Raw genomic sequence first — 19,873 nt, 5'->3', positions numbered from 1 at the left:
CCCTGCCCCCCGGCACAGGAGGTATTTTTTATGTATTACAGCAACGGCAACTACGAAGCGTTTGCCCGCCCCCGCACCCCGAAAAAGGCCGAGGGCAAATCCGCCTGGCTGGTGGGCGGCGGCCTTGCCAGCCTTTCGGCGGCGGCCTTCCTCATCCGGGACGGCGGCATCCCCGGCGAGCGCATCCACATTTTAGAGGAATCGCCCCTGCCCGGCGGCGCCTGCGACGGCATTCTGGATCCCCAGCTGGGGTTCGTGATCCGGGGCGGCCGGGAGATGGAGGACCACTACGAGTGCCTGTGGGACCTGTACCGGTCCATCCCCTCGCTGGAGGTGGAAAACGCCAGCGTGCTGGACGAATTCTACTGGCTCAACAAGGATGACCCCAACTTCTCGCTGAACCGGGCCACCCTGAACCAGGGCGAAAGCGCCGAGACCGGCAACCGCTTCGGGTTGAGCGACGCGGCGGCACTGGAGCTGATGGCCCTCTTCTTCGCAAAGGACGAGGACCTTTACAACAAGACCATCGACGAGGTATTCAGCGACGAATTCTACGCCTCCAACTTCTGGCTTTACTGGCAGACCATGTTCGCCTTTGAAAAATGGCACTCGGCGCTGGAGATGAAGCTGTATCTGCACCGGTTTCTGCACCACATCGGCGGCCTGCCCGATCTTTCCGCCCTCAAATTCACCCGCTTCAACCAGTACGAATCGCTGATTCTGCCGCTGGTGGAATACCTGAAAAAGGAGGGTGTGCAGTTTGAATACGGCATCAAGGTGACCAACGTGCTGTTCCATTTCCTGCCCGGCAAAAAGGTGGCCCACCGGCTGGAATTTGTCCAGAACGGCCAGCCCCGCAGCCGGGAGCTGGACGAAAACGATCTGGTGTTCGTGACCAACGGCTCCTGCACCGAGGGCGCGGCCCTTGGCTCCAACGACGAAGCACCCCGCCTGGCGGTGGAGAACGGCCAGGGCAGCAGCTGGGAGCTGTGGAAGAATCTGGCGGTGCAGAACCCCGCCTTCGGCAACCCCGGCGCCTTCTGCTCCGACATTCAGGCCACCAAATGGGAATCCGCCACCGTCACCCTGCTGGACGACCGCATCGCCTCCTATGTGCAGAAGATCTGCCACCGGGATCCCTATTCCGGGCGGGTGGTGACCGGCGGCATCGTGACCGCAAAGGACTCCGCCTGGCTGATGAGCTGGACCTTCAACCGGCAGCCCCACTTCAAGGCCCAGCCGGCCGGCCAGCTGGTGGGCTGGATCTACGGCCTTTCCCCCGATGAACCCGGCGACTATGTGGGCAAGCCCATGGCGGAATGCACCGGCGCCGAGATCTGCATGGAGTGGCTGTACCATCTGGGCGTGCCCGAGAACGAGATCGAGCTGCTGGCCCGTGAGGCCGCCTCCACCGTTCCCTGCATGATGCCCTATGTGACCGCCTTCTTCATGCCCCGCGCCGCAGGCGACCGGCCCCAGGTGGTGCCGGAGGGCTGCGTGAACTTCGCCTTCCTTGGCCAGTTTGCCGAGACCCGGCGCGACACCATCTTCACCACCGAATACTCGGTGCGCACCGCCATGCAGGCGGTCTACACCCTGCTGGACGTGGAGCGGGGCGTGCCCGAGGTGTTCGGCTCCGCCTACGACCTGCGGTGCCTGCTGAACGCCACCCACTACCTGCTGGATGGCCGCAAGCTCACCGACATGAAGCTGCCCCTGCCCTACAAGCTGGCCCTGCACGCCGGGCTGGACAAGTTCCGGGGCACCGTGCTGGAGGAGCTGCTGGCCCGCTACCAGCTGATCTGACCCCAAAGCGGGCCCGGCACCCCGCCGGGCCCCCCCCCCCCCCCCCCCCCCCCCCCCCCCCCGCCCCCCACACATCCACCCAATTCAGGAGGAATCATCCATGAAAGAAACCAATTACACCGATTTTCGACCCCACACCGGCGCGGACTACATGAACGACGGCCCGCCCCGGGCGGAATTCGCCCCCGAAAGCGAGCCGGCCTTTGTGCCGGTGAACGGCAAAAGCGGCCTGCTGGCCGGCGCCGCGCTGGTGGGGGTGGGGCTGTTCTCCATTCTGGCCCCGGGGGCGGCGGGCGGTGGACTGACCCCTCGCCGGGCCATCCCCACACTTATAGAACACACAAACAGAGAACGCCTTTCCGAAGTTCGGAAGGTCGTTCTTTTTGTCTGCACTTTTTCGTTGCTGCAGGCGCCTTTCTCCACCATGCCCTCACAGCCCCCTGCCGTGCCCGCCAGCGGGTGCAGGCCCGCAGGCAGGGGCCCTGCTGTACTCGAAGCCTGAATCGCGGCCCAGGGGGCCCTGCAGCCCGCGGCAGAGAATGCCGGTATCCCCACAAAAAAAGCCCCCGGCTGTATGGGCGCGGGGGCGTCTGCTCTGTATGCTATTCCTCGTTGGGGTCCGGCTCGTGGTCGGTGATGGGCATCTGCACCAGCAGCTCGAAGCGGCTCTTCTCGAACTTCAAAAGCCCCTCGTCCCGCATCTTGCACAGCTCGTTGGACATGGCGCTCCGGTCCACAAACAGAAAATCCGCCAGATCCTGCCGGTTCAGCGGAATCACAAAGGTGCGGCTGCCCGCCTTGTGGTACTGGGCGCTCAGGTAATCCTGCAGGCGCTCGCGGGTGGTGCGGCGGATGCTGTCCTCCAGCTTTTTGGTCAGCCTCTGGGCCTTCTGGGCCACCGCCAGCGTCAGATTCTGCACAAAGCGGATCTGCCCCGGGTCGGTGAGCCGGTTGGCCCGCAGCAGCCTGTCCACCCGGAAAAACAGCAGCTCGGCGGCGCTGGCCGCGGTGATGGTGCTGTGCAGCCGGTAGCCGCCCACCGCGTTCAATTCGCCCAGCGTGTCGCCGGGGCCCAGCACGTCCATCAGGTTGCTGTTGCCCGCCGCGTCCGCGTGGGTCAGGTGCAGGTTGCCGGAAAGGATCAGCGCCACCTCCTCCAGCGGGTCGCCGTCCTGCCCGATCACCGCCCGCCGGGCATAGCCTGCCCGCCGGGCCGAAACCGCCTCCAGTGCGCTTCGAATCTCCTCATCGGTCATGTTGCGGAACAGAATGCAGCGCCGCAGCACCTCCAGCTCCACTCCCAGCCGTTGTTCCATGGTTTGTTCGGTCTCCATACCGGTCGCTCCTTTTTGTACATCCCCTGCCGGTTTTCCATACCAGCCAATCGAACCCTGTTTCAAATTGTTCTGTTTTATCCTTATTATACTCCCTGTACGGCGGGCTGCAAGAGCACCCGCGCTGTGTTTCAGGCTCAACGAAGCGGCGGGCCGTTTTCGGCCCGCCGTTTGTGTGTATGATGGACTATTATGCCTCGCTGCCGGTCAGGCTGCGCAGCTCCTCCATGGCCTCGGTGTGGCGGCTGGTGGTGGAGCCGGGGTTGCGCCGCAGCACCCGGGCCGCCCGAAGATACATATCGTCGGTGCGCCGGTGCATGGCCGACAGCTCCTGCTGGATGACCTTCTGCTCCGGCCCGGTAAGGCCCGGATGCATCCTGCCCTCCCGGCGCAGCTGCTCCAGCTGGCGGCTCATCTGCCACAGCATTTTGCGGCGGCGTTCCCGGGCGGCTTCCAGCCGCAGGCTGATCGCCCCGGCGGCCTGCTCGCCCTCCCTGCGCAGGCCGTTCAGCGCCTGCCGGACGTCCTGCTCCCAGAACACGCCCGCAATTTCCAGCCGGCGTTCCAGCCGGGCAATCTGGCGGCGGCTGGTGCTCAGCTGCTCCAGCAGCCGGCGCAGATCCAGCGCCTCCCGGGTGGACACTGCCACATCGGCCGCGAAGGCCAGTGCCAGCGCACTGGCCAGCACGGCTGCCGCCGGGCCGCTCAGGGCGGTGATGATGCCTGCCAGCGGCGGCTGAATGCCCCGCAGCAGCAGCACCGAGAACAGCCCCCAGCACAGGGAAGCCATCAGGCAGATATACCCGTTCAGGTTCCATTTTTCATTGGTGTAATCCCAGTAGCGCACATGGAACATCTGCTCCATGGCCCAGCCGGTGGCGTATTCCAGCGCGGTTGCCCAGAACATGCCGCTGAAAAACAGCAGCGGCAGGCTGCCCGCCACCGGGGCGCACAGGGCCAGAATGGCCACCGCGCCGAACCCATAGATGGGGATCACCGGCCCGTGCAGAAAGCCCCGGTTCACCCAGTGCTTCTGACGCACCGAAACATACCCGCTCTCCCAGACCCAGCCCAGAAACCCGTAACTGAAAAACAGCAGCACCCATTGGGGAAGTGTGTAAAGTCCCAACATCATATTGCTTCATCCTTCCATGCGGCCCGGCCGTCTCGCCGGGTCCATGGTCTTATTGTACTGCCCGAGGGCTTTTATTGCGGTTGGCTGCACAACGGACCGGCTCTTTCGCACATTTTTTGCGCATTTTTCCGCCCGGGGGCTTCATAGGATGATACGGCGGCAGCTGCCGCGAAAACCATCGAACGGGAGGAATGCACATGGCGTCCATTCACTACATTCTGGAGGAGCATTTCCGCGCCAAAGGCGACCTGGAGCGGGCTCAGGCGGTGCGCCGGCTGGCCGAGGCCCTGCAGGAGGGCAGCCCCCGCCCGCCAAAGCAGGAGCCGGAGCAATGACGCGGGCGGCGCTCTACTGCCGGCTGAGCCGGGAGGACGAGGGGCTGGAAGGCACAGCGGAGAGCGAAAGCATCCAGAACCAGCGCTCCATGCTGCTGGCCTGGGCCGACCGGCTGGGCTGTGCGGTGCAGGGGATCTACTGCGACGAGGACTACTCCGGCGCGGATCGGGATCGCCCGGCCTTCAACCGGATGATCGCCGCCGCCCGCGCGGGGCAGATCGACGTGATTCTGGCCAAAAGCCAGTCCCGCTTCACAAGGGACATGGAGCTGGTGGAAAAATACCTGCACGGGCTGTTCCCTCTGTGGGGGGTGCGGTTTCTGGCGCTGGTGGATCATGTGGACACCGCCGACCCCTCCGGCAAGAAAAGCCGCCAGATCTATGGCCTGATGAACGAGTGGTATCTGGAGGATCTTTCCGCCAACGTGCGGGCGGTGCTCACCCACAAGCGGCGGCAGGGGTGCAGCATCGCCAGCGGCGCCCTCTACGGCTACCGAAAGGACCCGGCCTGCAGGGGGCATCTTTTGCCGGACGAAGCCGCCGCGCCGGTAGTGGTGCGCATCTTTGCCCTTGCCCTTTCCGGCCTGGGGTGCGCGGCCATCGCCCGATGCCTGAACGCCGAGGGTATCCCCTCCCCCGCCGCCGCGAAGGCGCTGGCGCAGGGCAAAGCCCCCGGGCCCGGGCTCTGGAGCAAGGCCACGGTTCACCGGATGCTCACCAACCGCACCTACGCGGGGGATCTGGTGCAGGGCCGGGTGGAGCGGATCAGCTGGCGGAGCAGCAAGACCCGCCGCCTGCCCGAAGAGCGGTGGATCGTGGCCCCCGCCAGCCAGCCGCCACTGGTGAGCCGGGCGGTGTTCGACCGGGTGCAGGCGCTGCTTGCCGCCCGGGCCCGCTCGGGCAAACCGGGCGCGCCCCACCCGCTGGCGGGGCTGGTGGTGTGCGGCCTGTGCGGCCATTTAATGGAACAGACCCGCTCCGGCTACCGGCCCAAAAACGGCCTGCCCACCCGGTATTTTCGCTGCCGCACCGCCCGCCGGAGCCCTGCGGCCTGCTGCGGCCAGCCCTATCTGCCCCTTGCGGAGCTGGAAGAGCTGATTGCCGGGCGGATAAACGCCCTGTTTGAAGCCGCGGCCAGCCTGCCTCCGCCCCCGGCCAAGGCCCCGCCGTCCGGTGCGGGGGCCGGGCAGCGGCTGCGGCAGGCGCTGGCAAGGCTCTATCAGGACAAAGCCGCCGGGCTGCTGGAGGAAGAAGAATTTTCCGCTTTGCGCACCGAGCTGCTGGCCCGGCTGCGGCTGACGGAAGCCCCGCAGCCTTCCCCGGAGAATTCCCGGTTCCCGCCCGATGCACCGCCCGACCCTCTCCCGCCCGGCCGGGAGCTGGCGGCGGCGCTGATCGAAAAAATCGTGGTCTGGCCGCCGGATGAAACCGGCAACCGGCGGCTGGAAGTGTTCTGGCGGGTATAGCCGCGGGGCTGGGCACGCCCCCCTGGCCGGAGCAGGCCCTGCGGGCCAACATCCACGCCCAGATCAGCCTGGCCATGAACCGCATCTTCACCGAGTGGTACCCCAGCCGGGGCTACACCTTCAACATCACCAACTCCACCAGCTACGACCAGTACTATGTGCACAGGCGCAACATCTTTGAGGTGATGGAAAAGCTCACCGACGACATCTTCAACACCTATGTGCGCCGTCAGGGTACCATCGAGCCCTACTACACCGAATACTGCGACGGCAAGTCCGTCACCTGCAAGGGCATGAAGCAGTGGGGCACGGTGGATCGGGCCAACGAGGGCAAGAACGCGCTGCAGATTCTGAAATACTACTACGGCAACGACATCGAGATCGTGCGCACCAACAACCTGCAGGACATTCCGGAAAGCTACCCCGGCACCCCGCTGCGTAAGGGCGACACCGGCCAGAACGTGCGCATCATCCAGCGGCAGCTCACCCGCATCGCCAAGGACTACCCCTTCTTCGGCAACCCGGGCACCGACGGGGTGTTCGGCGCGGCCACCGAGTCCACGGTGAAGGCCTTCCAGAAGCAGTTCAGCCTGACGGTGGACGGCGTGGTGGGCCGGGCCACCTGGTACAAAATCAGCTACATTTATGTATCGGTGAAGGATCTGGCGGAATTGACCAGCGAGGGCGAAAAGCCCACCGGCGAGAGCAATGTGAACGGCAGCACCTACCCGGGCACCGCTTTGCAGATCGGCAGTACCGGCACCGGGGTGGAGCGCATCCAGTTCTGGCTGAACGCTCTGGCCGAGTTTGACCCCGCTCTGCCCTCCCTCTCGGTGGACGGCGTCTACGGCAATGCCACCGCCAATGCGGTGCGCACCTTCCAGCGGGAGAACGGCCTCACCGTGGACGGCGTGGTGGGCCCCACCACCTGGGAGGCCATTGCCGCCGCCTACAACAGCCTGGAAAGCGACATTCAGGAGCAGCCCAGCGGCTACCCGGGCACGCCGCTGCGGCAGGGCGATAAGGGCGACAGCGTGCGCCTTTTGCAGTTCTACCTGCGCATGGTCGCCTCCAACTTCTCGTCCGTTCCCAGCATCACGGTGGACGGCGTCTTCGGCGCGGCCACCACCAGCGCGGTAAAGGCCTTCCAGAAGGAATTCGGCCTGACGCAGGACGGCGTGGTGGGCCCGGCCACCTGGCAGAAGCTGTATGAGGTGTACGGCGACGTGGCCGACGGCCTGCTCGCCCCCAATCAGCGCCCCGGCACCTACCCGGGCACCCCCCTCAAGCAGGGCAGCACCGGCAAGGCGGTGCGGGAGGCCCAGTTCTACCTGAAGCTGCTGGCGGTCTACTTCCCCACCCTGCCCACCGTGACCATCGACGGCATCTTCGGCCCCTCCACCACGGCGGCGGTGAAGGCCTTCCAGACCATGTTCGGCCTGACGGCGGACGGCATCATCGGCCCCGCCACCTGGCAGGCGCTGTATGAACAGGCCCAGCGGCTGCGCTCGGCCGACGGGCTGCTGGCCGCCTTTAACCTTGTGCCCTGGCCCGGCTTTGAGCTGATGCCGGGCGCCGAGGGGCCCTCGGTGGCCTTTGTGCAGTTTCTGCTGCGCTATATCAGCTATTTCTACGACACCGTGCAGGACCCGGGCAGGATCGACGGCATCTTCGGCCAGTCCACCCTGGATTCCCTGCACAGCTGGCAGATGGAATTTGGCCAGCCGGAAACCGACGCCGTGGACGAATTCATCTGGAACGCGCTGGAGGCCACCTTCCTGAGCCTTGCCGCCGGGGTGCCGGATTCCACAGTACCCGCCGGAGTGCCGGAGTATCCGGGCTATGTGATGGCCCGGGGCAGCGCGGGCGGGGCTGTAAGCTCGCTGCAGCAGGCCATGAACGGCATCGCCCAGCTGTACTGCGTGGCGGATTTTGTTCCGAACGACGGCGTTTACGGCGAAGAGACCCAGAGCGCGGTGGTCGCTTTCCAGCAGGGGCTGGGCCTGCCGCCCACCGGCGCGGTGGACCGCAACACCTGGGATGCGATCTTCGCGCTTTTGTACCCGCCCATTCCCGAAACCTGAATCCATTCCATCAACGAAAGGAGCGTTCCCCATGCCCAAGATCCATGTGTACGACGCCTATTCCAACAAGATGATCACCTACAATCTGGGCGAAAACGACACCATGCCCTATTCCTACGGCACCACCATGAAGGTGAAGGAGTTCCGGGGCAGCAGCCAGAGCCCCACCCTCTGGACCACCACCGCCGCCATGGAGGCCTGGAACCTGACCCGCCGCAGCTACGGCAAGGGCATCCACATCGGCTACGCCTTCAAGCGCATCTGGGAGGGCGGCCACGGCACCCGCAGCCAGCACTACGCGGGCGTTGCCTTCGACGTGGGCCAGGGGCAGGGCTCCAGCGCCCGCAACGCCATCTGGAAGGCGGCCAAAAACACCGGGGCCTGGGGCTATGTGGAGCCCCAGGACATGACCCCCACCTGGGTGCACTTTGACCGGCGCTACGGCAAGCCCGCCTGCAGCGGCACCACCGCCGGCTACCCCACCGTGCGCCGGGGCTGCGTGAACACCTATGTGCTCATTCTGCAGGACGCGCTGAACGCCCTGGGCTACTCCACCCGCACGCTGGACGGCAAGTTCGGCCCCAACACCGAAAACGCCCTGAAGGCCTACCAGCGCCAGAGCGGCCTGACGGCGGACGGCATCTGCGGCTGCAACACCTGGAAAAAGATCACCGCCGCCTCGGTGGGCATCGGCCGCACCAAGACCGTGATCGACTGACCGCCAGCTTTTCAAAAACCGGGTTCTCCTTTTTCGGGGAGCCCGGCTTTTTTTGTAAACTTTTCGTTCCCGTTTCATGACAAAATCAATCAAAATATGGACTTTTGCGCCCATTTGCTTATAATAAAGAGTAAGACTGTTTTCCCGGGCCGCTTTGGGGCCCGCAGAGGGGGCTTACCGGTATGATCCGCAAAAACCAGCGTTTGCTTAATATTGTGAACTGCCTGCTGGACATCTTCCTCATCGCTCTGGCGTATCTGCTGGCGGTGTGGCTCTGGCTGGGCGTTTACCGCGATAATCTGCTCAACCCGGCCGTGGTGCTGCTGCAAAACGGCGCAATTTTTCCCGCCCTGCTCTACGGCGTGTTCATGGCCGCCATCTACTACGCCTTCAAGCTCTACGGCTCCTTCCGGTTTTCCACCCTGCTGGACGAGACCATCGCCCTGTTAAAGGCGAACCTGCTGGGCCTTTTGCTCATTGGCATGACGTTGTATCTCACCCGGGCGGTGGATTTCTCCCGTGGGGTGCTGGTGCTGTTTTACGTGTTCTCCACCGGGCTTGTGGTGCTCAAGCGGGTCACGGTGCGGCATTTCCTGCGCCATTTCCGGATGCTGGGCTACAACCTGAAGCATGTTCTGATTGTGGGCAACGGCCGGCTGGCCTTTGAATATGTGGATTCGCTGCGCCGCAACCCCCAGTATGGCTACAATGTGCTGGGCTATGTGGCCGCCAGCGAAAAGCAGGGCCTGGGCCAGCATCTGGGCCGCTACGAGGATCTGCCGGATCTTCTGGCCGGCCCCGCGGTGGACGAGGTGATCGTGGCGCTGGAGCCCCACGAGACCCAGTTCATGAACACCATCATCGCCTCCTGCGAAAAGCAGGGCGCCAAGATCCGCATCATCCCCTTCTACAACGACTACATTCCCAGCCGCCCCACCGTGGATGTGATCGGCTCGGTAAAGCTGATCAGCATCCGCACCATCCCGCTGGACAACATGCTCAACGCGGCCTTGAAGCGCGGCATGGACATTGTGGGCAGCCTTGTGCTGATCGTGCTCACCAGCCCCATCATGCTGATTGCGGCCATCGGGGTGAAGCTGTCCAGCCCGGGGCCGATCCTGTTCCGCCAGCAGCGGGTTGGCCTGAACAAGAAGCTGTTCACCATGTACAAGTTCCGCAGCATGCGGGTGAACGCCAGCCAGGACACCGGCTGGAGCCAGAATTCCGACCCCCGCAAAACCTGGTTCGGCAGCCTGATCCGCAAGTGCAGCATCGACGAGCTGCCCCAGTTCTTCAACGTGCTCAAGGGCGACATGAGCCTGATCGGCCCCCGGCCGGAAATCCCCCACTTTGTGGAGCAGTTCAAGGAGACGGTGCCCCTTTATATGGTGAAGCATCAGGTGCGGCCGGGCATCACCGGCTGGGCTCAGGTGAAGGGCTTCCGGGGCGATACCTCCATCGAGGGGCGCATCCAGTGCGACATCTGGTATATTGAAAACTGGTCCATCTTTCTGGACATCAAGATTCTGTTCATGACCATCTTCGGCGGGCTGTTCAACAAGGAAAAGCTGGAGCCCGCCCACGCTGCCCAGCCTCCCGAAAACGAACAGGCCGGGGCGGAGCCGCCGCAGGAGAAAACCGAATAAAAAGCGCCGGGCCGGTGCGAGGGAACTTCCCCGCACCAGCCCGGCTTTTTTATCCGTTTGCGCTCAAGCCGTCGTTTCCGGCTGCTCGTTTCTGGTGAACTTCAGCGCCAGCGCCGCCGCCAGCACGCCGCCCAGAATCTTGCACACAAAGAAGGCCGCCACGCTGCGCGCATCGCTCACGCTGGACACAAAGGCCATCTGGCCGCCCAGCACGAAGGCCCCGCTCACCGAAACCGCCGCGTTCATCACCTTGCCCCGCACGTCCATGCGGGAGTAAAGGGGCAGCATGGACACGGTGGACACCAGCGACGCCAGCAGCCCCAGCACCGCGTATTCGTTCACGCCCAGCGCCGCCGCCACCCGGCTCACCGCACTGCCGCAGCGGGCCATGAGCAGAGCGGTGGCCACCATGGCCCCGCACACCACCACCGTGATCTTGAACACGATAATCAGCGCCTCGGCCACAAGGCTTTCGGGCGCAAGGGCAAGCCCGGGCCAAAACAGCCCCAGCGCCACCACGCCGAAGGCCAGCACTCCAAGAATCCGCACCGCCTCGCCAAAGCCCGCCAGCGCACCCAGGCAGACCCGGGGCGCTTTGGCAAGCCCGGCCACCAGCAAAGCGCAGAGCACCAGCACCGGCCACAGGTTTTCCGCCAGCGTCAGCGGCGCAAGGCCCAGCGCCAGACCGCCCGCCACAAGGCCGGCGGGCAGGGCGATCAGCCCCCACACCACCCCCTGCATGAAGCCGTGGATCTGGTAATGCTCCAGACTGCCCAGCGCAATGGGCAGCGTGAAGCTCACAAGGCAGCCCAGCGTGGAGGCCACCAGCAGGCCGCTGTAGGCCGCCAGCGCCCCGCTTGCCGCCAGCTGGCTGGCGGTGGCCCAGCCGCCCATATCCGGGGCCAGCAGCATGCCCGCGGCCAGCGAAGCGTCAAAGGGCAGCGCCCGGCTCACCGCCGAGAGCCCGCCCTCCAGCGCGCTCATGGCGGTGATGATCAGGCAGTAGATACCGGTCATGGAAAGGCTCAAAGAGCCCATGGCCGCAAGCCCCCGGTCCAGCTCGGCGGCAACGCCCAGCCGCCCGCCCAGAATTTTATCCGCAAGGCCCAGCACCGCAAAGCACAAAAGCACCCCGATGCAGATGTTCATCTTCCGTTTCCCCCATTCCTCTTTGCCCCGGGCACAAAAAAGCGGCCCGGCCCCCTTTTTGCAAGGGGAGCCGCGCCGCGTTGTTTTTGTCTTGGGCAACACCGCATAATTCACGCCTGCCGGCTCAGGCGGCGTATCGCGTCAAAATTTTCCGGCGCGCTCCGCCACCTGAAATTGTGCGGTATTGCCCTTGTGCTCCGGGCGCTTTTTCATGCCCAGTATATCACATTTTCGCCCCGCCGCGAAGCGGGTTTTCTCACAGGTTGAGAACCTTGGAAAGGAAGTCCTTCAGGCGGTCGTCGTGGGGGTCTGCAAACAGCTCCCGGGCGGGCCGATCCTCCCGGATCTGGCCGTCGGCCATAAAGACCACCCGGCTGGACACCTCGCGGGCAAAGCTCATCTCGTGGGTCACCACCACCATGGTCATGCCCTCGGCGGCCAGATCCTTCATAACCTGCAGCACCTCGCCCACCATCTCGGGGTCCAAAGCGCTGGTGGGCTCGTCGAAGAGCATCACGTCCGGCTCCATGGCCAGCGCACGCACAATGGCCACGCGCTGCTTCTGGCCGCCGGAAAGCTGGGCGGGGTAGCTGTCCGCCTTGTCCGCGAGGCCCACCCGGTCCAGCAGCTGCAGGGCCTTTTCCTCGGCGGCCTTGGGATCCATCTTGCGGATCTTCACCGGCGCGGCGGTGATGTTTTGCAGAACGGTCATGTTGTTGAACAGGTTGAACTGCTGGAACACCATGCCGATCTTCTGGCGGTGCAGGTCGATGTTGGTCTTTTTGTCGCAGATGTCCACGCCTTCAAAGAACACATGGCCGCTGGTGGGTACCTCCAGCAGGTTCAAACAGCGCAGAAAGGTGCTCTTGCCGCTGCCGGAGGGGCCGATCACCGCCACCACCTCGCCCTTGTGGATGCTGGTGTTCACATCCTTGAGCACATGGAGCTTACCGAAGGACTTGTTCAAATCTTTTACAACGATCAGTTCATCTTGTGCCATTGGCCATTTTCCTTTCTGCAAACGCGATCAGGCGGGAGGTTACGAAGGTCATGATAAAGTAGATGATGGCTGCCACCGCCAGCGCCGCCAGCGAGCGGTAGGTGGTGGAGATCACGCTGTTGGTCTGGTACATCAGGTCTGCAATGCCGATGACCGATACAATGGAGGATTCCTTGATCACGGTCACGAACTCGTTGCCCAAAGCGGGCAGAATGTTCTTGATGGCCTGAGGCAGCACCACCATGCGCATGGTCTGGCCGGACTTGAAGCCCAGGCTGCGGGCGGCCTCGGTCTGGCCCTTGTCCACCGCCTGGATGCCGCTGCGGATGATCTCGGCCACATAGGCGCCGCTGTTGATGCTCATGGCGCAGATACCGGCCATGAACCGGTCGGAGTTGGAGATGAAGGGCAGGCTGGGGAAGGTGATGCCCACCATGGGCAGGCCGTAGAACAGAAACATGACCTGAATCATCAGCGGCGTGCCGCGGATGAACTCGATGTAAACGTTGGCCAGCCAGCGGGTGGGGGCAAATTTGCCCAGCTTCATGATGGCCAGCAGTGTGCCCAGCACGGTGCCCAGCAGCACAGTAAACAGCGCAAGAATGATGGTGTTGGCCACACCTGCGCTGAAGAAGCTGTTGTACTTGGTGAACAGGGTCACCATCTTTTCCAGAAACTCCATAAGACTCCCCTTTCGTAGAGACACAACAGCATCCTCACGCCCCGAACCGGGGTGTGAGGATGCCCTTTTTTCCTTTTATTATACGCCCAGAGTGCCGGCCAGTTCAACCGCTTCGTCGTAGGCAGCCTGGAAGGAACCGTCGGCGGTCACATTGGCGATCACGGCGTTCACCAGCTCCTTCAGGTCATCCTTGCCCTTGGCAACCACGGCGGCCTTACCGAAGTTGGCCTCCTCGGCGCTGAAGGTGAAGTTGGCCTGAGCAATGCCGTCGTTGGTGGCGATCAGGCTCTCGCCCACGGCGCCATCCACCACGATGGCGGCAATGTTGCCGTTGGCCACTTCCATGGCCAGGGTGGGCCACTTGTCCAGCTCAAACAGGGTGGAATCGGGCAGAGCGCTCTGGATCAGCTTGCTCTGGATGGTGCCGCGCTGGGCGCCAACCTGCTGGCCGGCCAGGGACTCCTTGGTGGTGTAAACTTCCTCGTTGCCCTTCTTGACGATCAGCATCTGCTCGTCCTTCTGGTACATGTCGGTGAAGTCGATCTCCTTGGCGCGCTCCTCATCCACGGTGAAGGCGGCGATGCCGATGTCCACCTGGTTGGACTTCACGGCGGGGATGATGCCGTCAAAAGCCATGTCCATCACTTCCAGCTCAACGCCCAGAGCGTCGGCGATCTGCTGGGCCAGCCACATGTCGCAGCCCACGAAGTTGGCGTCCAGATCCTTGAACTCGAAGGGAGCGTACTGAGCCTCGGTGCCCAGAACCAGCTTGCCCTTGGCCTTGATGGCGTCGATGGTCTCGCCGGTGTAGGAAGAGTAGTCGTAGGCGGTGGTGGATGCGCTGGCAGCTTCGGAAGAAGCGGCGGTGGAAGCGGCCTCAGAGGAGGCAGCGGCGGAAGAGGCGGTGCTGGAAGAAGCGCCGCCGCAGGCGGCCAGGCTCAGGCTGAGAACAGCGGCCATGGCAATGGCAAGAAACTTTTTCATGGTTGATTCCCTCCGTATATGGGGCGGCATTGGGGTTGCTGTTTTTCCCCGGTCGGGCTCCCTTTGCCCGGCCCGCGCCGCCGTGGTTCGTTTTGCTTTGCGGGGTGTGTGCCCCGTCCATGTGTATAATTATACGCATTGTTCCGATTTTTGCAAGATATTTTTGCAAAAATATTCAGTCAGAATCGTTTTTTCCATGGATTTCACAAAGCAGCACGGCCCTTTGCCCCGGCTTTGTGGCAGTTTGCACGGCGGGCCGTGCATAAATATTCGTTATGCAGTGAATATGCAGCATATTGCCGCCGGGCGCATCATTTCACCGCGGGGATCACGGTGGAGCCGTTGGGAATCACATACACCAGCTTGCCGTCCAGCTTCAGCTGGCGGCACAGCTCGGCCGGGTCGGTGAAGGCTTTGATGCCCATGCGCGCCAGCGGCTCGGCGGGGGCGGTGGTGAGCATGAGGATGTTGTAGCGGGCGGCCTGCTCGCAGTTCAGATAGAAGATGTAGCCGGGGATGGTGAAGTTTTTGCGCAGATCCGCGTCCAGCGTACCGGCGCAGAGGGAGTCCACCCAGTCGAAGTACTCGGCGGGGCCGCCGCCGTCCCGGCATTCGGCCAGCAGCACCAGCGTGCCGCCCTTTTTCAGGCCGAACTCCACATTGTCGATGGTCTTGGTGCCCTGATACAGAGACATGTCCTTCGGGTAGCCGCCGCAGCTGGTGATGATCACATCCGCCTTTTCCGGGATGGGGGTCTGGTACATGGCGTCGGCGGCCTTGCAGGCCTCCAGCCAGGAATCCAGCCAGTGACCGGCGGTGATGCGGGCCAGCTTCATGCCCGCGTTCATCACCAGATTCACCACATACAGCTGCTCCACCATGGCCGCGGCCTCGCACATGTCCTCGTGCAGGGGGTTGCCCTCCAGCACCGCGTTGCCGATGGCCGGGTTGGAATGGGGTTCGTTCGGGTCCAGCGAGTGGGCGTGGTTCTGCTGGATGGTTTTCATGGAGGCGATGCCGGGCAGGATGCTCTTGCGCCCGCCGCCAAAGCCGGCCATCACATGCTGGGTGGCCGCGCCCAGCGCCACCACCTTGCGGCCCACCGCCAGCGGGTTCACCACCACCTCGGTGCCCCGGCTGGTGGTGCCCAGATACACAAGGTCATCGGCCAGGCAGTCGTGGTTTACCACCTTCACCCGGTCATAGACCGCGTCGGTGACCAGCGTGCGCAGCTCGGCCTCGTCGCCGCCCAGATGGGTGCCGTTGGCCACCAGAATCACCAGATCCTCCATCCGGATGCCGCACTCTTTTTCCATATACTCCACCAGCGCGGGAATCACCAGATCCTGCCGCATCCAGAAGCGGCTCATGTCGCTGATGATCAGGGTCACCGCGTCGCCGGGCTGCAGCCAGCTGCGCAGGGGCTTTTCGTGGATGGGCGCTTCCAGCGCGGCGCGCAAAGCGGCGGGGATGTCCTCGATGGGGGGTTCGTTGTGGCCGTGCAGCTCCTGATACCGGGCGTTCTCCGGCAGGTCCAGCTGCACCCGGCCGCTGCCATAGGCAAAATCAAAGCGGGGCATGGTTCACATTCCTTTCTCTCTTCTGGGTCGCAGCGGCGCGCCCGGCTGGCGCACCAGACAGTATTGGGTCAGTTCAAAATGGCTTTTCAGGGTTTTGTACACGTCGAAGCCGTAGTGGTCGTAGCGGGGCAGGTTGGCCGGGTTGTGGGTCTCCAGCGAGATGAGCAGCCCGTGCTCGTCGGCGTAGTCCATCACCGGCTGGATCATCCTGTGGCCCACCCCCGCGCCCTGCAAGGCCGGGCGCACCGCGAAATAGATCAGCTGCATCCGGTTGTCCGGCAGCTCCTCGGTCCAGCGGGAGTTCAGGTACTGCCGACCCAGAAAGAAGTTCCACAGGGTTTTCAGCGACCAGTCCTCCCGCACCAGGCACACGTCGGTTTTCAGGGCGTAAAAGGCCTCGGTGGAAAAATAGCGCAGCGGGTCGTAGGGCTCGGTCTCATCGTCCAGAATCACCAGTCCGCCCACCTCGTGGCTGTCCGCATACACGTTGCAGCAGGAGAGCATCTCGTTGGCGTCGCAGTTAAAGATTTCCGGCAGGGTGCGCTGGCGCACGTCCGCGTCCGGGATCAGCTGCCGGTACAAGGGGTCCGCCTGAAAGCATTCGGTCAGGGTTCGGATCACGTTGGGAATGTCGTATTCCGTCACCCGGTAAAGTCGGTCGGTCTGCACGGCGGCTCACTCCCCTTTCCCGGCAAAAAATTCGCCGGTGGTCTGCTTGAGGGTTCTGCTCAGCCGGGCAAGGTCGGCGGTCTCGGCCTTGACGATCTCCTTCAGCAGCTCCTGCTGGTCCTTTTTCAGCTGCTTGACCTGGGCCAGGGCGGCGGCGTGATCCGGCTTTTCCGCCTTTTCCTCCGCCTTGATGCGGCGCAACAGGCTCCCCAGCGCCAGCCGCTCCTGCAAACGGCCCGCGCCCCACATCAGCCGCTCGGGGGGCTGGTTGCGGGCCTTGTCCGCAAAGTAATCCACCACCGCCGGGTCAAAGGCGTTGGCGTAGTGGTTGTCGTCGATGGCGCACAGGCTTTCCACCGTCTGTTTGCCCATGCCCGCCGCCAGCTGCCAGGCAGCGGTGTGCAGCGCGTTCAGGTTCGCCTGGGTGTTCTCGTGGGGGAAGATGGCGTTCTCGCTCCAGTCCAGCCGCACAAAGCAGTCCTGCGCAAGGCGGAAGATTTCCAGCAGGCGGCGGCGCAGCGCCACCCGCTCCTCCTCGCTCAGCTCCACCTCGCCCTGATTCACCTTCCAGACCCAGCGGGTGAGCTTATCCGCCCGGCGGGCGGCCTCGGCCAGCTTTTTGCGGAAGGAGCCCTCGGTCTGGGCGCTCAGCTTCTGGTTGGTGAGGCTGGCGTCCAGCGCCCACAGCCGCTCGGCAAAGTCCAGCGGGGGCAGCACGCAGCCGTCCAGCCGCAGCAGCACCCAGGTGTAGAACAGATGGTGGAACAGATACACCTTTTCGTCATAAGCGCCGTCGTTGTCGAACTGGGAGTGGTAATGGGTGGCCATGAACCGGCCGCCGCCGAACTCGTCCACCATGCTGGGCACGCCGCCGATGGCCATGGAGAAATCGTCCGACCAGGTCTGCACCGGGCAGACCACCCCCACCCCCTTGGGGTAGAGGTTTGCCACCTCGGCGGGCAGCGCGCGGATGCACTCGCTCAGAAAGCGCTTCAGCTCGTACACGCTGCGCACCCGGTGCTTTTTGCCGTGGGCGTGGGCGGGCAGCTCCAGATTGATGTTGGCGATCACCCGGCCCGCCCAGTCCGGCCGAACCCGGAAGATCTGGTTGTATGCGCCGGTGGACCAGTCGTAGCGGCTGTCGATCACGCCCCACTCCTCGGCGGCGAAAGCGCAGAACACCAGCGTCTTTTTGGGCTTGTAGCCCGCCAGCTTCAGGGCGCGGGCCATGCCCAGCATCAGGGAAACGGCGGTGTTGTCGTCCTGAAAGCCCTCGAAATAGGAGTCGTAGTGGGCGCTGACCACGATCATCTCGTCGGCGTCCTCGCCGGGCAGGGTGCCCACGATGTTGTAGCTTTCCGTTTCCGGCATCACGGTGCTCTTTGCGTCCAGCGTCACCTCGGCGCAGCGGCCGAAGCCAAGGCCCGCCGCCCGGGCCAGCCCGGCCGCGTCCTTTCGGGACATGGAGAAGGCCGGCGCCTCTCGAGGGCCGCAGATGTTCTGGGCGTTCAGCGCCTGCTCGTCCACCTCGCCGTAGCCGCCTGCCTGCACCGCCAGAATGGCCGCCGCACCCCGCAGATGGGCCTGATAGGCCGGGTAGTTGATCCACCAGTCGTTTCGCTGGTTGATGTGCACCAGCACCAGCTTGCCCCGCACGTCCAGCCGGTCCAGCTCGGCGGCGGTACCGGTGCCCGCATCGATCAGGGTGTAGTGCCTGGGGCCTTTGGTGTCGAAGTCGGTCTGGTAGCCGCCCAGCTCGGCGGTGTGCTCGCGGCCCTCTTCGTCTTTATAAGTAAGGCGGGCGTGGTGGAAGTCCCACCCGTCCAGCGTAAAGCGGTGCTTTTCCACCGAAAGGCCGATGGCGCGCATCTCGGCGGCCAGCAGCTCGCCGGTCTCGAACTCGGCCCGGCTGCCGGCGGTGCGGTAGCCCAGCACCGGGTTGGTGCGGGGCTCCTCCATCCGCTTTGCCAGCACATAGGAATAGGAAATATCCAGATACCGGCGGATACGGTTCCACTGGGCCAGCTGCTGTTCGATTGTTTCCATGCTTGGTTCCCCCTCCTGCGGCAGGCTTTTCGCTCTGCCGCGCAAACTCATTCATTTTGATGTATTTCAATCTTGGTATATCACAGCCACCGGGCTTTGTCAAAACAAAAAGCCGGGGAGCAAAGCTCCCCGGCCAGCTCCCCGGCCTATTGTTCTGTTTTCACTTCAGGCGGTCTGCTCGGTGAGCAGCTGCTCCACCGTGACCGACCGCATGGAATTTTCCATCACCTGCTGCAGCTCCAGAAAATAGTGCTGCATCCCTGCAATGGCGCCGCTCTGCTCCGTCGTTTTGGCACTGTCGCCCAGGCAGCGGCCCAGCATGGTGTGATCCTCCATGCAGGAGATGATGTCCAGCATGGTGATCTCGCTGGCGGGGCGGCCCAGCTTGTGGCCGCCGGTCACCCCGCTGCGGGCCTGCACCAGCCCGGCCTTTTTCAGCCGGCTGAGCACCCGGGGGATCACATTTTCCGGCACATCCATCGCCGCGGCGATCTTGCCGGCCTGCACATAATCGGTCTGCTGTGCCAGATACAGCATGCATCGGATTCCATAATCTGTTTCCAAACGCAAACGCATGGGAATTCGTTTCCTCCTTTCAACTGTTTCTCAAACTCTCTCTAAAAAATAACAAAACGCCCGCGGGCAGGATGTATAAAGCCCGCGAGCCGAGCAGTCATCTGGGAAAGCCCCGGCGCAGGGGGCCCTGTTTATAATATAAAGAAAGCCTATTCGTTAATGATAGTATGGATATCTGTTTTTGTCAATAAAAGTATTATCATTGGCAAGCAACATTTCACAATTTGTTCAGATTCTTTGCCCTGTCGGTGAAACAACATTGCATTTTGTGTGACATTGTCTCCATACGGCGGTCAGAAACGGTTGTAAAACGGGGCAAAATCGAGTAAACTGGTAGACAAGGGAACAACCCTTTTGACTGTTGAGCGCACGGAAAGGAGCGTTTGGTATGGAATTCTATCGTTGTGAGCACTGCGGCAACATTGTTGCCTTTCTGAACAAAAGCGGCGTGCCGGTGGTATGCTGCGGCGAAAAAATGAAGCTGCTGGAGCCCGGCGTGGTGGACGCCGCGGTGGAAAAGCACCTGCCCGTGGTGGCGGTGAATGGCCGTTCGGTGACCGTGAGCGTGGGCAGCGTGGCCCATCCCATGACCGAGGAGCACCTGATCCAGTGGATCGTTCTGGAAACCAGCCAGGGCTGGCAGCAGAAGGCGCTGGCCGCCGG

The 19,873-nt window shown here is 63.5% G+C and carries 18 protein-coding genes; 8 read left to right on the top strand and 10 right to left on the bottom strand.

The genetic code is table 11. The features are described 5' to 3' along the window. Positions 1 to 30 precede the first annotated feature (30 nt). Positions 31 to 1,806 carry an oleate hydratase gene (locus ACESYO_RS13590; protein ID WP_373210400.1) on the top strand — a complete coding sequence of 592 codons (1,776 nt, stop codon included), beginning with the start codon at positions 31 to 33 and terminating at the stop codon, positions 1,804 to 1,806. Between the two features lie 100 nt (positions 1,807 to 1,906). Further along, positions 1,907 to 2,308, top strand: a complete 402-nt coding sequence (locus ACESYO_RS13585) for a hypothetical protein (RefSeq protein ID WP_373210401.1) — start codon at positions 1,907 to 1,909, stop codon at positions 2,306 to 2,308. A gap of 100 nt (positions 2,309 to 2,408) precedes the next feature. Here ACESYO_RS13585 and ACESYO_RS13580 read toward each other — a convergent pair whose 3' ends face one another. Both ACESYO_RS13580 and ACESYO_RS13575 read right to left on the bottom strand, forming a co-directional pair. Continuing rightward, positions 2,409 to 3,140, bottom strand: a complete 732-nt coding sequence (locus ACESYO_RS13580) for a Crp/Fnr family transcriptional regulator (RefSeq protein WP_283128385.1) — start codon at positions 3,138 to 3,140, stop codon at positions 2,409 to 2,411. Between the two features lie 190 nt (positions 3,141 to 3,330). After that, on the bottom strand, positions 3,331 to 4,275 hold the full coding sequence (locus ACESYO_RS13575; protein WP_373210403.1) for a putative ABC transporter permease: 945 nt from the start codon (positions 4,273 to 4,275) through the stop codon (positions 3,331 to 3,333). 197 nt (positions 4,276 to 4,472) lie between these two features. Between ACESYO_RS13575 and ACESYO_RS13570 the strand changes: the two genes are divergently transcribed. The 5 genes from ACESYO_RS13570 to ACESYO_RS13550 all read left to right on the top strand — a co-directional run bounded on the left by ACESYO_RS13570 (position 4,473) and on the right by ACESYO_RS13550 (position 10,524). Continuing rightward, positions 4,473 to 4,610: a hypothetical protein gene (locus ACESYO_RS13570; RefSeq protein ID WP_283128383.1), complete on the top strand. Its 138-nt coding sequence runs from the start codon at positions 4,473 to 4,475 to the stop codon at positions 4,608 to 4,610. Beyond that, a complete protein-coding gene (locus ACESYO_RS13565) occupies positions 4,607 to 6,076 on the top strand; it encodes a recombinase family protein (protein WP_373210405.1) in 1,470 nt (489 codons plus the stop codon). The genes ACESYO_RS13570 and ACESYO_RS13565 overlap by 4 nt, the downstream gene beginning before the upstream one ends. 74 nt (positions 6,077 to 6,150) lie before the next feature. Continuing rightward, on the top strand, positions 6,151 to 8,160 hold the full coding sequence (locus ACESYO_RS13560; protein ID WP_373210406.1) for a peptidoglycan-binding protein: 2,010 nt from the start codon (positions 6,151 to 6,153) through the stop codon (positions 8,158 to 8,160). 31 nt (positions 8,161 to 8,191) lie between these two features. Beyond that, a complete protein-coding gene (locus ACESYO_RS13555) occupies positions 8,192 to 8,878 on the top strand; it encodes a peptidoglycan-binding domain-containing protein (RefSeq protein ID WP_058964084.1) in 687 nt (228 codons plus the stop codon). A 182-nt stretch (positions 8,879 to 9,060) separates the two neighbouring features. After that, positions 9,061 to 10,524, top strand: coding sequence for an undecaprenyl-phosphate glucose phosphotransferase (locus tag ACESYO_RS13550; RefSeq protein ID WP_058964083.1), 1,464 nt, complete (start codon positions 9,061 to 9,063; stop codon positions 10,522 to 10,524). A gap of 63 nt (positions 10,525 to 10,587) precedes the next feature. On the opposite strand, the gene eutH is transcribed toward ACESYO_RS13550, so the two are convergent. The 8 genes from eutH to ACESYO_RS13510 all read right to left on the bottom strand — a co-directional run bounded on the left by eutH (position 10,588) and on the right by ACESYO_RS13510 (position 19,210). Continuing rightward, positions 10,588 to 11,673, bottom strand: a complete 1,086-nt coding sequence (eutH, locus tag ACESYO_RS13545; RefSeq protein ID WP_373210407.1) for an ethanolamine utilization protein EutH — start codon at positions 11,671 to 11,673, stop codon at positions 10,588 to 10,590. Positions 11,674 to 11,929: 256 nt separating this feature from the next. Continuing rightward, positions 11,930 to 12,658: an amino acid ABC transporter ATP-binding protein gene (locus tag ACESYO_RS13540; RefSeq protein ID WP_373210418.1), complete on the bottom strand. Its 729-nt coding sequence runs from the start codon at positions 12,656 to 12,658 to the stop codon at positions 11,930 to 11,932. Position 12,659: 1 nt separating this feature from the next. After that, the gene (locus tag ACESYO_RS13535) at positions 12,660 to 13,355 is read right to left on the bottom strand and encodes an amino acid ABC transporter permease (protein WP_058964080.1); all 696 of its coding nucleotides are present in this window, start codon (positions 13,353 to 13,355) and stop codon (positions 12,660 to 12,662) included. A 78-nt stretch (positions 13,356 to 13,433) separates the two neighbouring features. Next, positions 13,434 to 14,339, bottom strand: coding sequence for a transporter substrate-binding domain-containing protein (locus ACESYO_RS13530; RefSeq protein ID WP_373210408.1), 906 nt, complete (start codon positions 14,337 to 14,339; stop codon positions 13,434 to 13,436). Positions 14,340 to 14,650: 311 nt separating this feature from the next. Further along, entirely contained in the window at positions 14,651 to 15,919 is a 1,269-nt protein-coding gene (locus ACESYO_RS13525) for a nickel-dependent lactate racemase family protein (RefSeq protein WP_283128376.1), read from the bottom strand. 3 nt (positions 15,920 to 15,922) lie between these two features. Next, a complete protein-coding gene (locus ACESYO_RS13520) occupies positions 15,923 to 16,588 on the bottom strand; it encodes a GNAT family N-acetyltransferase (protein ID WP_058964077.1) in 666 nt (221 codons plus the stop codon). Positions 16,589 to 16,594: 6 nt separating this feature from the next. Continuing rightward, complete coding sequence (locus ACESYO_RS13515; protein ID WP_373210410.1) at positions 16,595 to 18,634, bottom strand: M28 family peptidase; 2,040 nt, start codon at positions 18,632 to 18,634, stop codon at positions 16,595 to 16,597. A gap of 165 nt (positions 18,635 to 18,799) precedes the next feature. After that, positions 18,800 to 19,210, bottom strand: coding sequence for an RrF2 family transcriptional regulator (locus ACESYO_RS13510; protein WP_373210412.1), 411 nt, complete (start codon positions 19,208 to 19,210; stop codon positions 18,800 to 18,802). A 388-nt stretch (positions 19,211 to 19,598) separates the two neighbouring features. Between ACESYO_RS13510 and ACESYO_RS13505 the strand changes: the two genes are divergently transcribed. Continuing rightward, the coding region (locus tag ACESYO_RS13505) for a desulfoferrodoxin family protein (protein WP_373211297.1) at positions 19,599 to 19,873 on the top strand (275 nt) is incomplete at its 3' end.

The sequence above is a fragment of the Allofournierella massiliensis genome, assembly GCF_964241245.1.
Taxonomy (GTDB): domain Bacteria; phylum Bacillota; class Clostridia; order Oscillospirales; family Ruminococcaceae; genus Allofournierella; species Allofournierella massiliensis.
Note: the sequence above shows the minus strand (reverse complement) of the source record. Positions and strands in the feature narration are given on the sequence as shown.

Excerpts from the sequence above, each read along its gene's own strand:
- ACESYO_RS13590 (WP_373210400.1), top strand. The coding sequence starts at position 31 with ATGTATTACAGCAACGGCAACTACGAAGCGTTTGCCCGCCCCCGCACC.
- ACESYO_RS13585 (WP_373210401.1), top strand. The coding sequence starts at position 1,907 with ATGAAAGAAACCAATTACACCGATTTTCGACCCCACACCGGCGCGGAC.
- ACESYO_RS13580 (WP_283128385.1), bottom strand. The coding sequence starts at position 3,140 with ATGGAGACCGAACAAACCATGGAACAACGGCTGGGAGTGGAGCTGGAG.
- ACESYO_RS13575 (WP_373210403.1), bottom strand. The coding sequence starts at position 4,275 with ATGATGTTGGGACTTTACACACTTCCCCAATGGGTGCTGCTGTTTTTC.
- ACESYO_RS13570 (WP_283128383.1), top strand. The coding sequence starts at position 4,473 with ATGGCGTCCATTCACTACATTCTGGAGGAGCATTTCCGCGCCAAAGGC.
- ACESYO_RS13565 (WP_373210405.1), top strand. The coding sequence starts at position 4,607 with ATGACGCGGGCGGCGCTCTACTGCCGGCTGAGCCGGGAGGACGAGGGG.
- ACESYO_RS13560 (WP_373210406.1), top strand. The coding sequence starts at position 6,151 with ATGAACCGCATCTTCACCGAGTGGTACCCCAGCCGGGGCTACACCTTC.
- ACESYO_RS13555 (WP_058964084.1), top strand. The coding sequence starts at position 8,192 with ATGCCCAAGATCCATGTGTACGACGCCTATTCCAACAAGATGATCACC.
- ACESYO_RS13550 (WP_058964083.1), top strand. The coding sequence starts at position 9,061 with ATGATCCGCAAAAACCAGCGTTTGCTTAATATTGTGAACTGCCTGCTG.
- eutH (WP_373210407.1), bottom strand. The coding sequence starts at position 11,673 with ATGAACATCTGCATCGGGGTGCTTTTGTGCTTTGCGGTGCTGGGCCTT.
- ACESYO_RS13535 (WP_058964080.1), bottom strand. The coding sequence starts at position 13,355 with ATGGAGTTTCTGGAAAAGATGGTGACCCTGTTCACCAAGTACAACAGC.
- ACESYO_RS13530 (WP_373210408.1), bottom strand. The coding sequence starts at position 14,339 with ATGAAAAAGTTTCTTGCCATTGCCATGGCCGCTGTTCTCAGCCTGAGC.
- ACESYO_RS13525 (WP_283128376.1), bottom strand. The coding sequence starts at position 15,919 with ATGCCCCGCTTTGATTTTGCCTATGGCAGCGGCCGGGTGCAGCTGGAC.
- ACESYO_RS13515 (WP_373210410.1), bottom strand. The coding sequence starts at position 18,634 with ATGGAAACAATCGAACAGCAGCTGGCCCAGTGGAACCGTATCCGCCGG.
- ACESYO_RS13510 (WP_373210412.1), bottom strand. The coding sequence starts at position 19,210 with ATGCGTTTGCGTTTGGAAACAGATTATGGAATCCGATGCATGCTGTAT.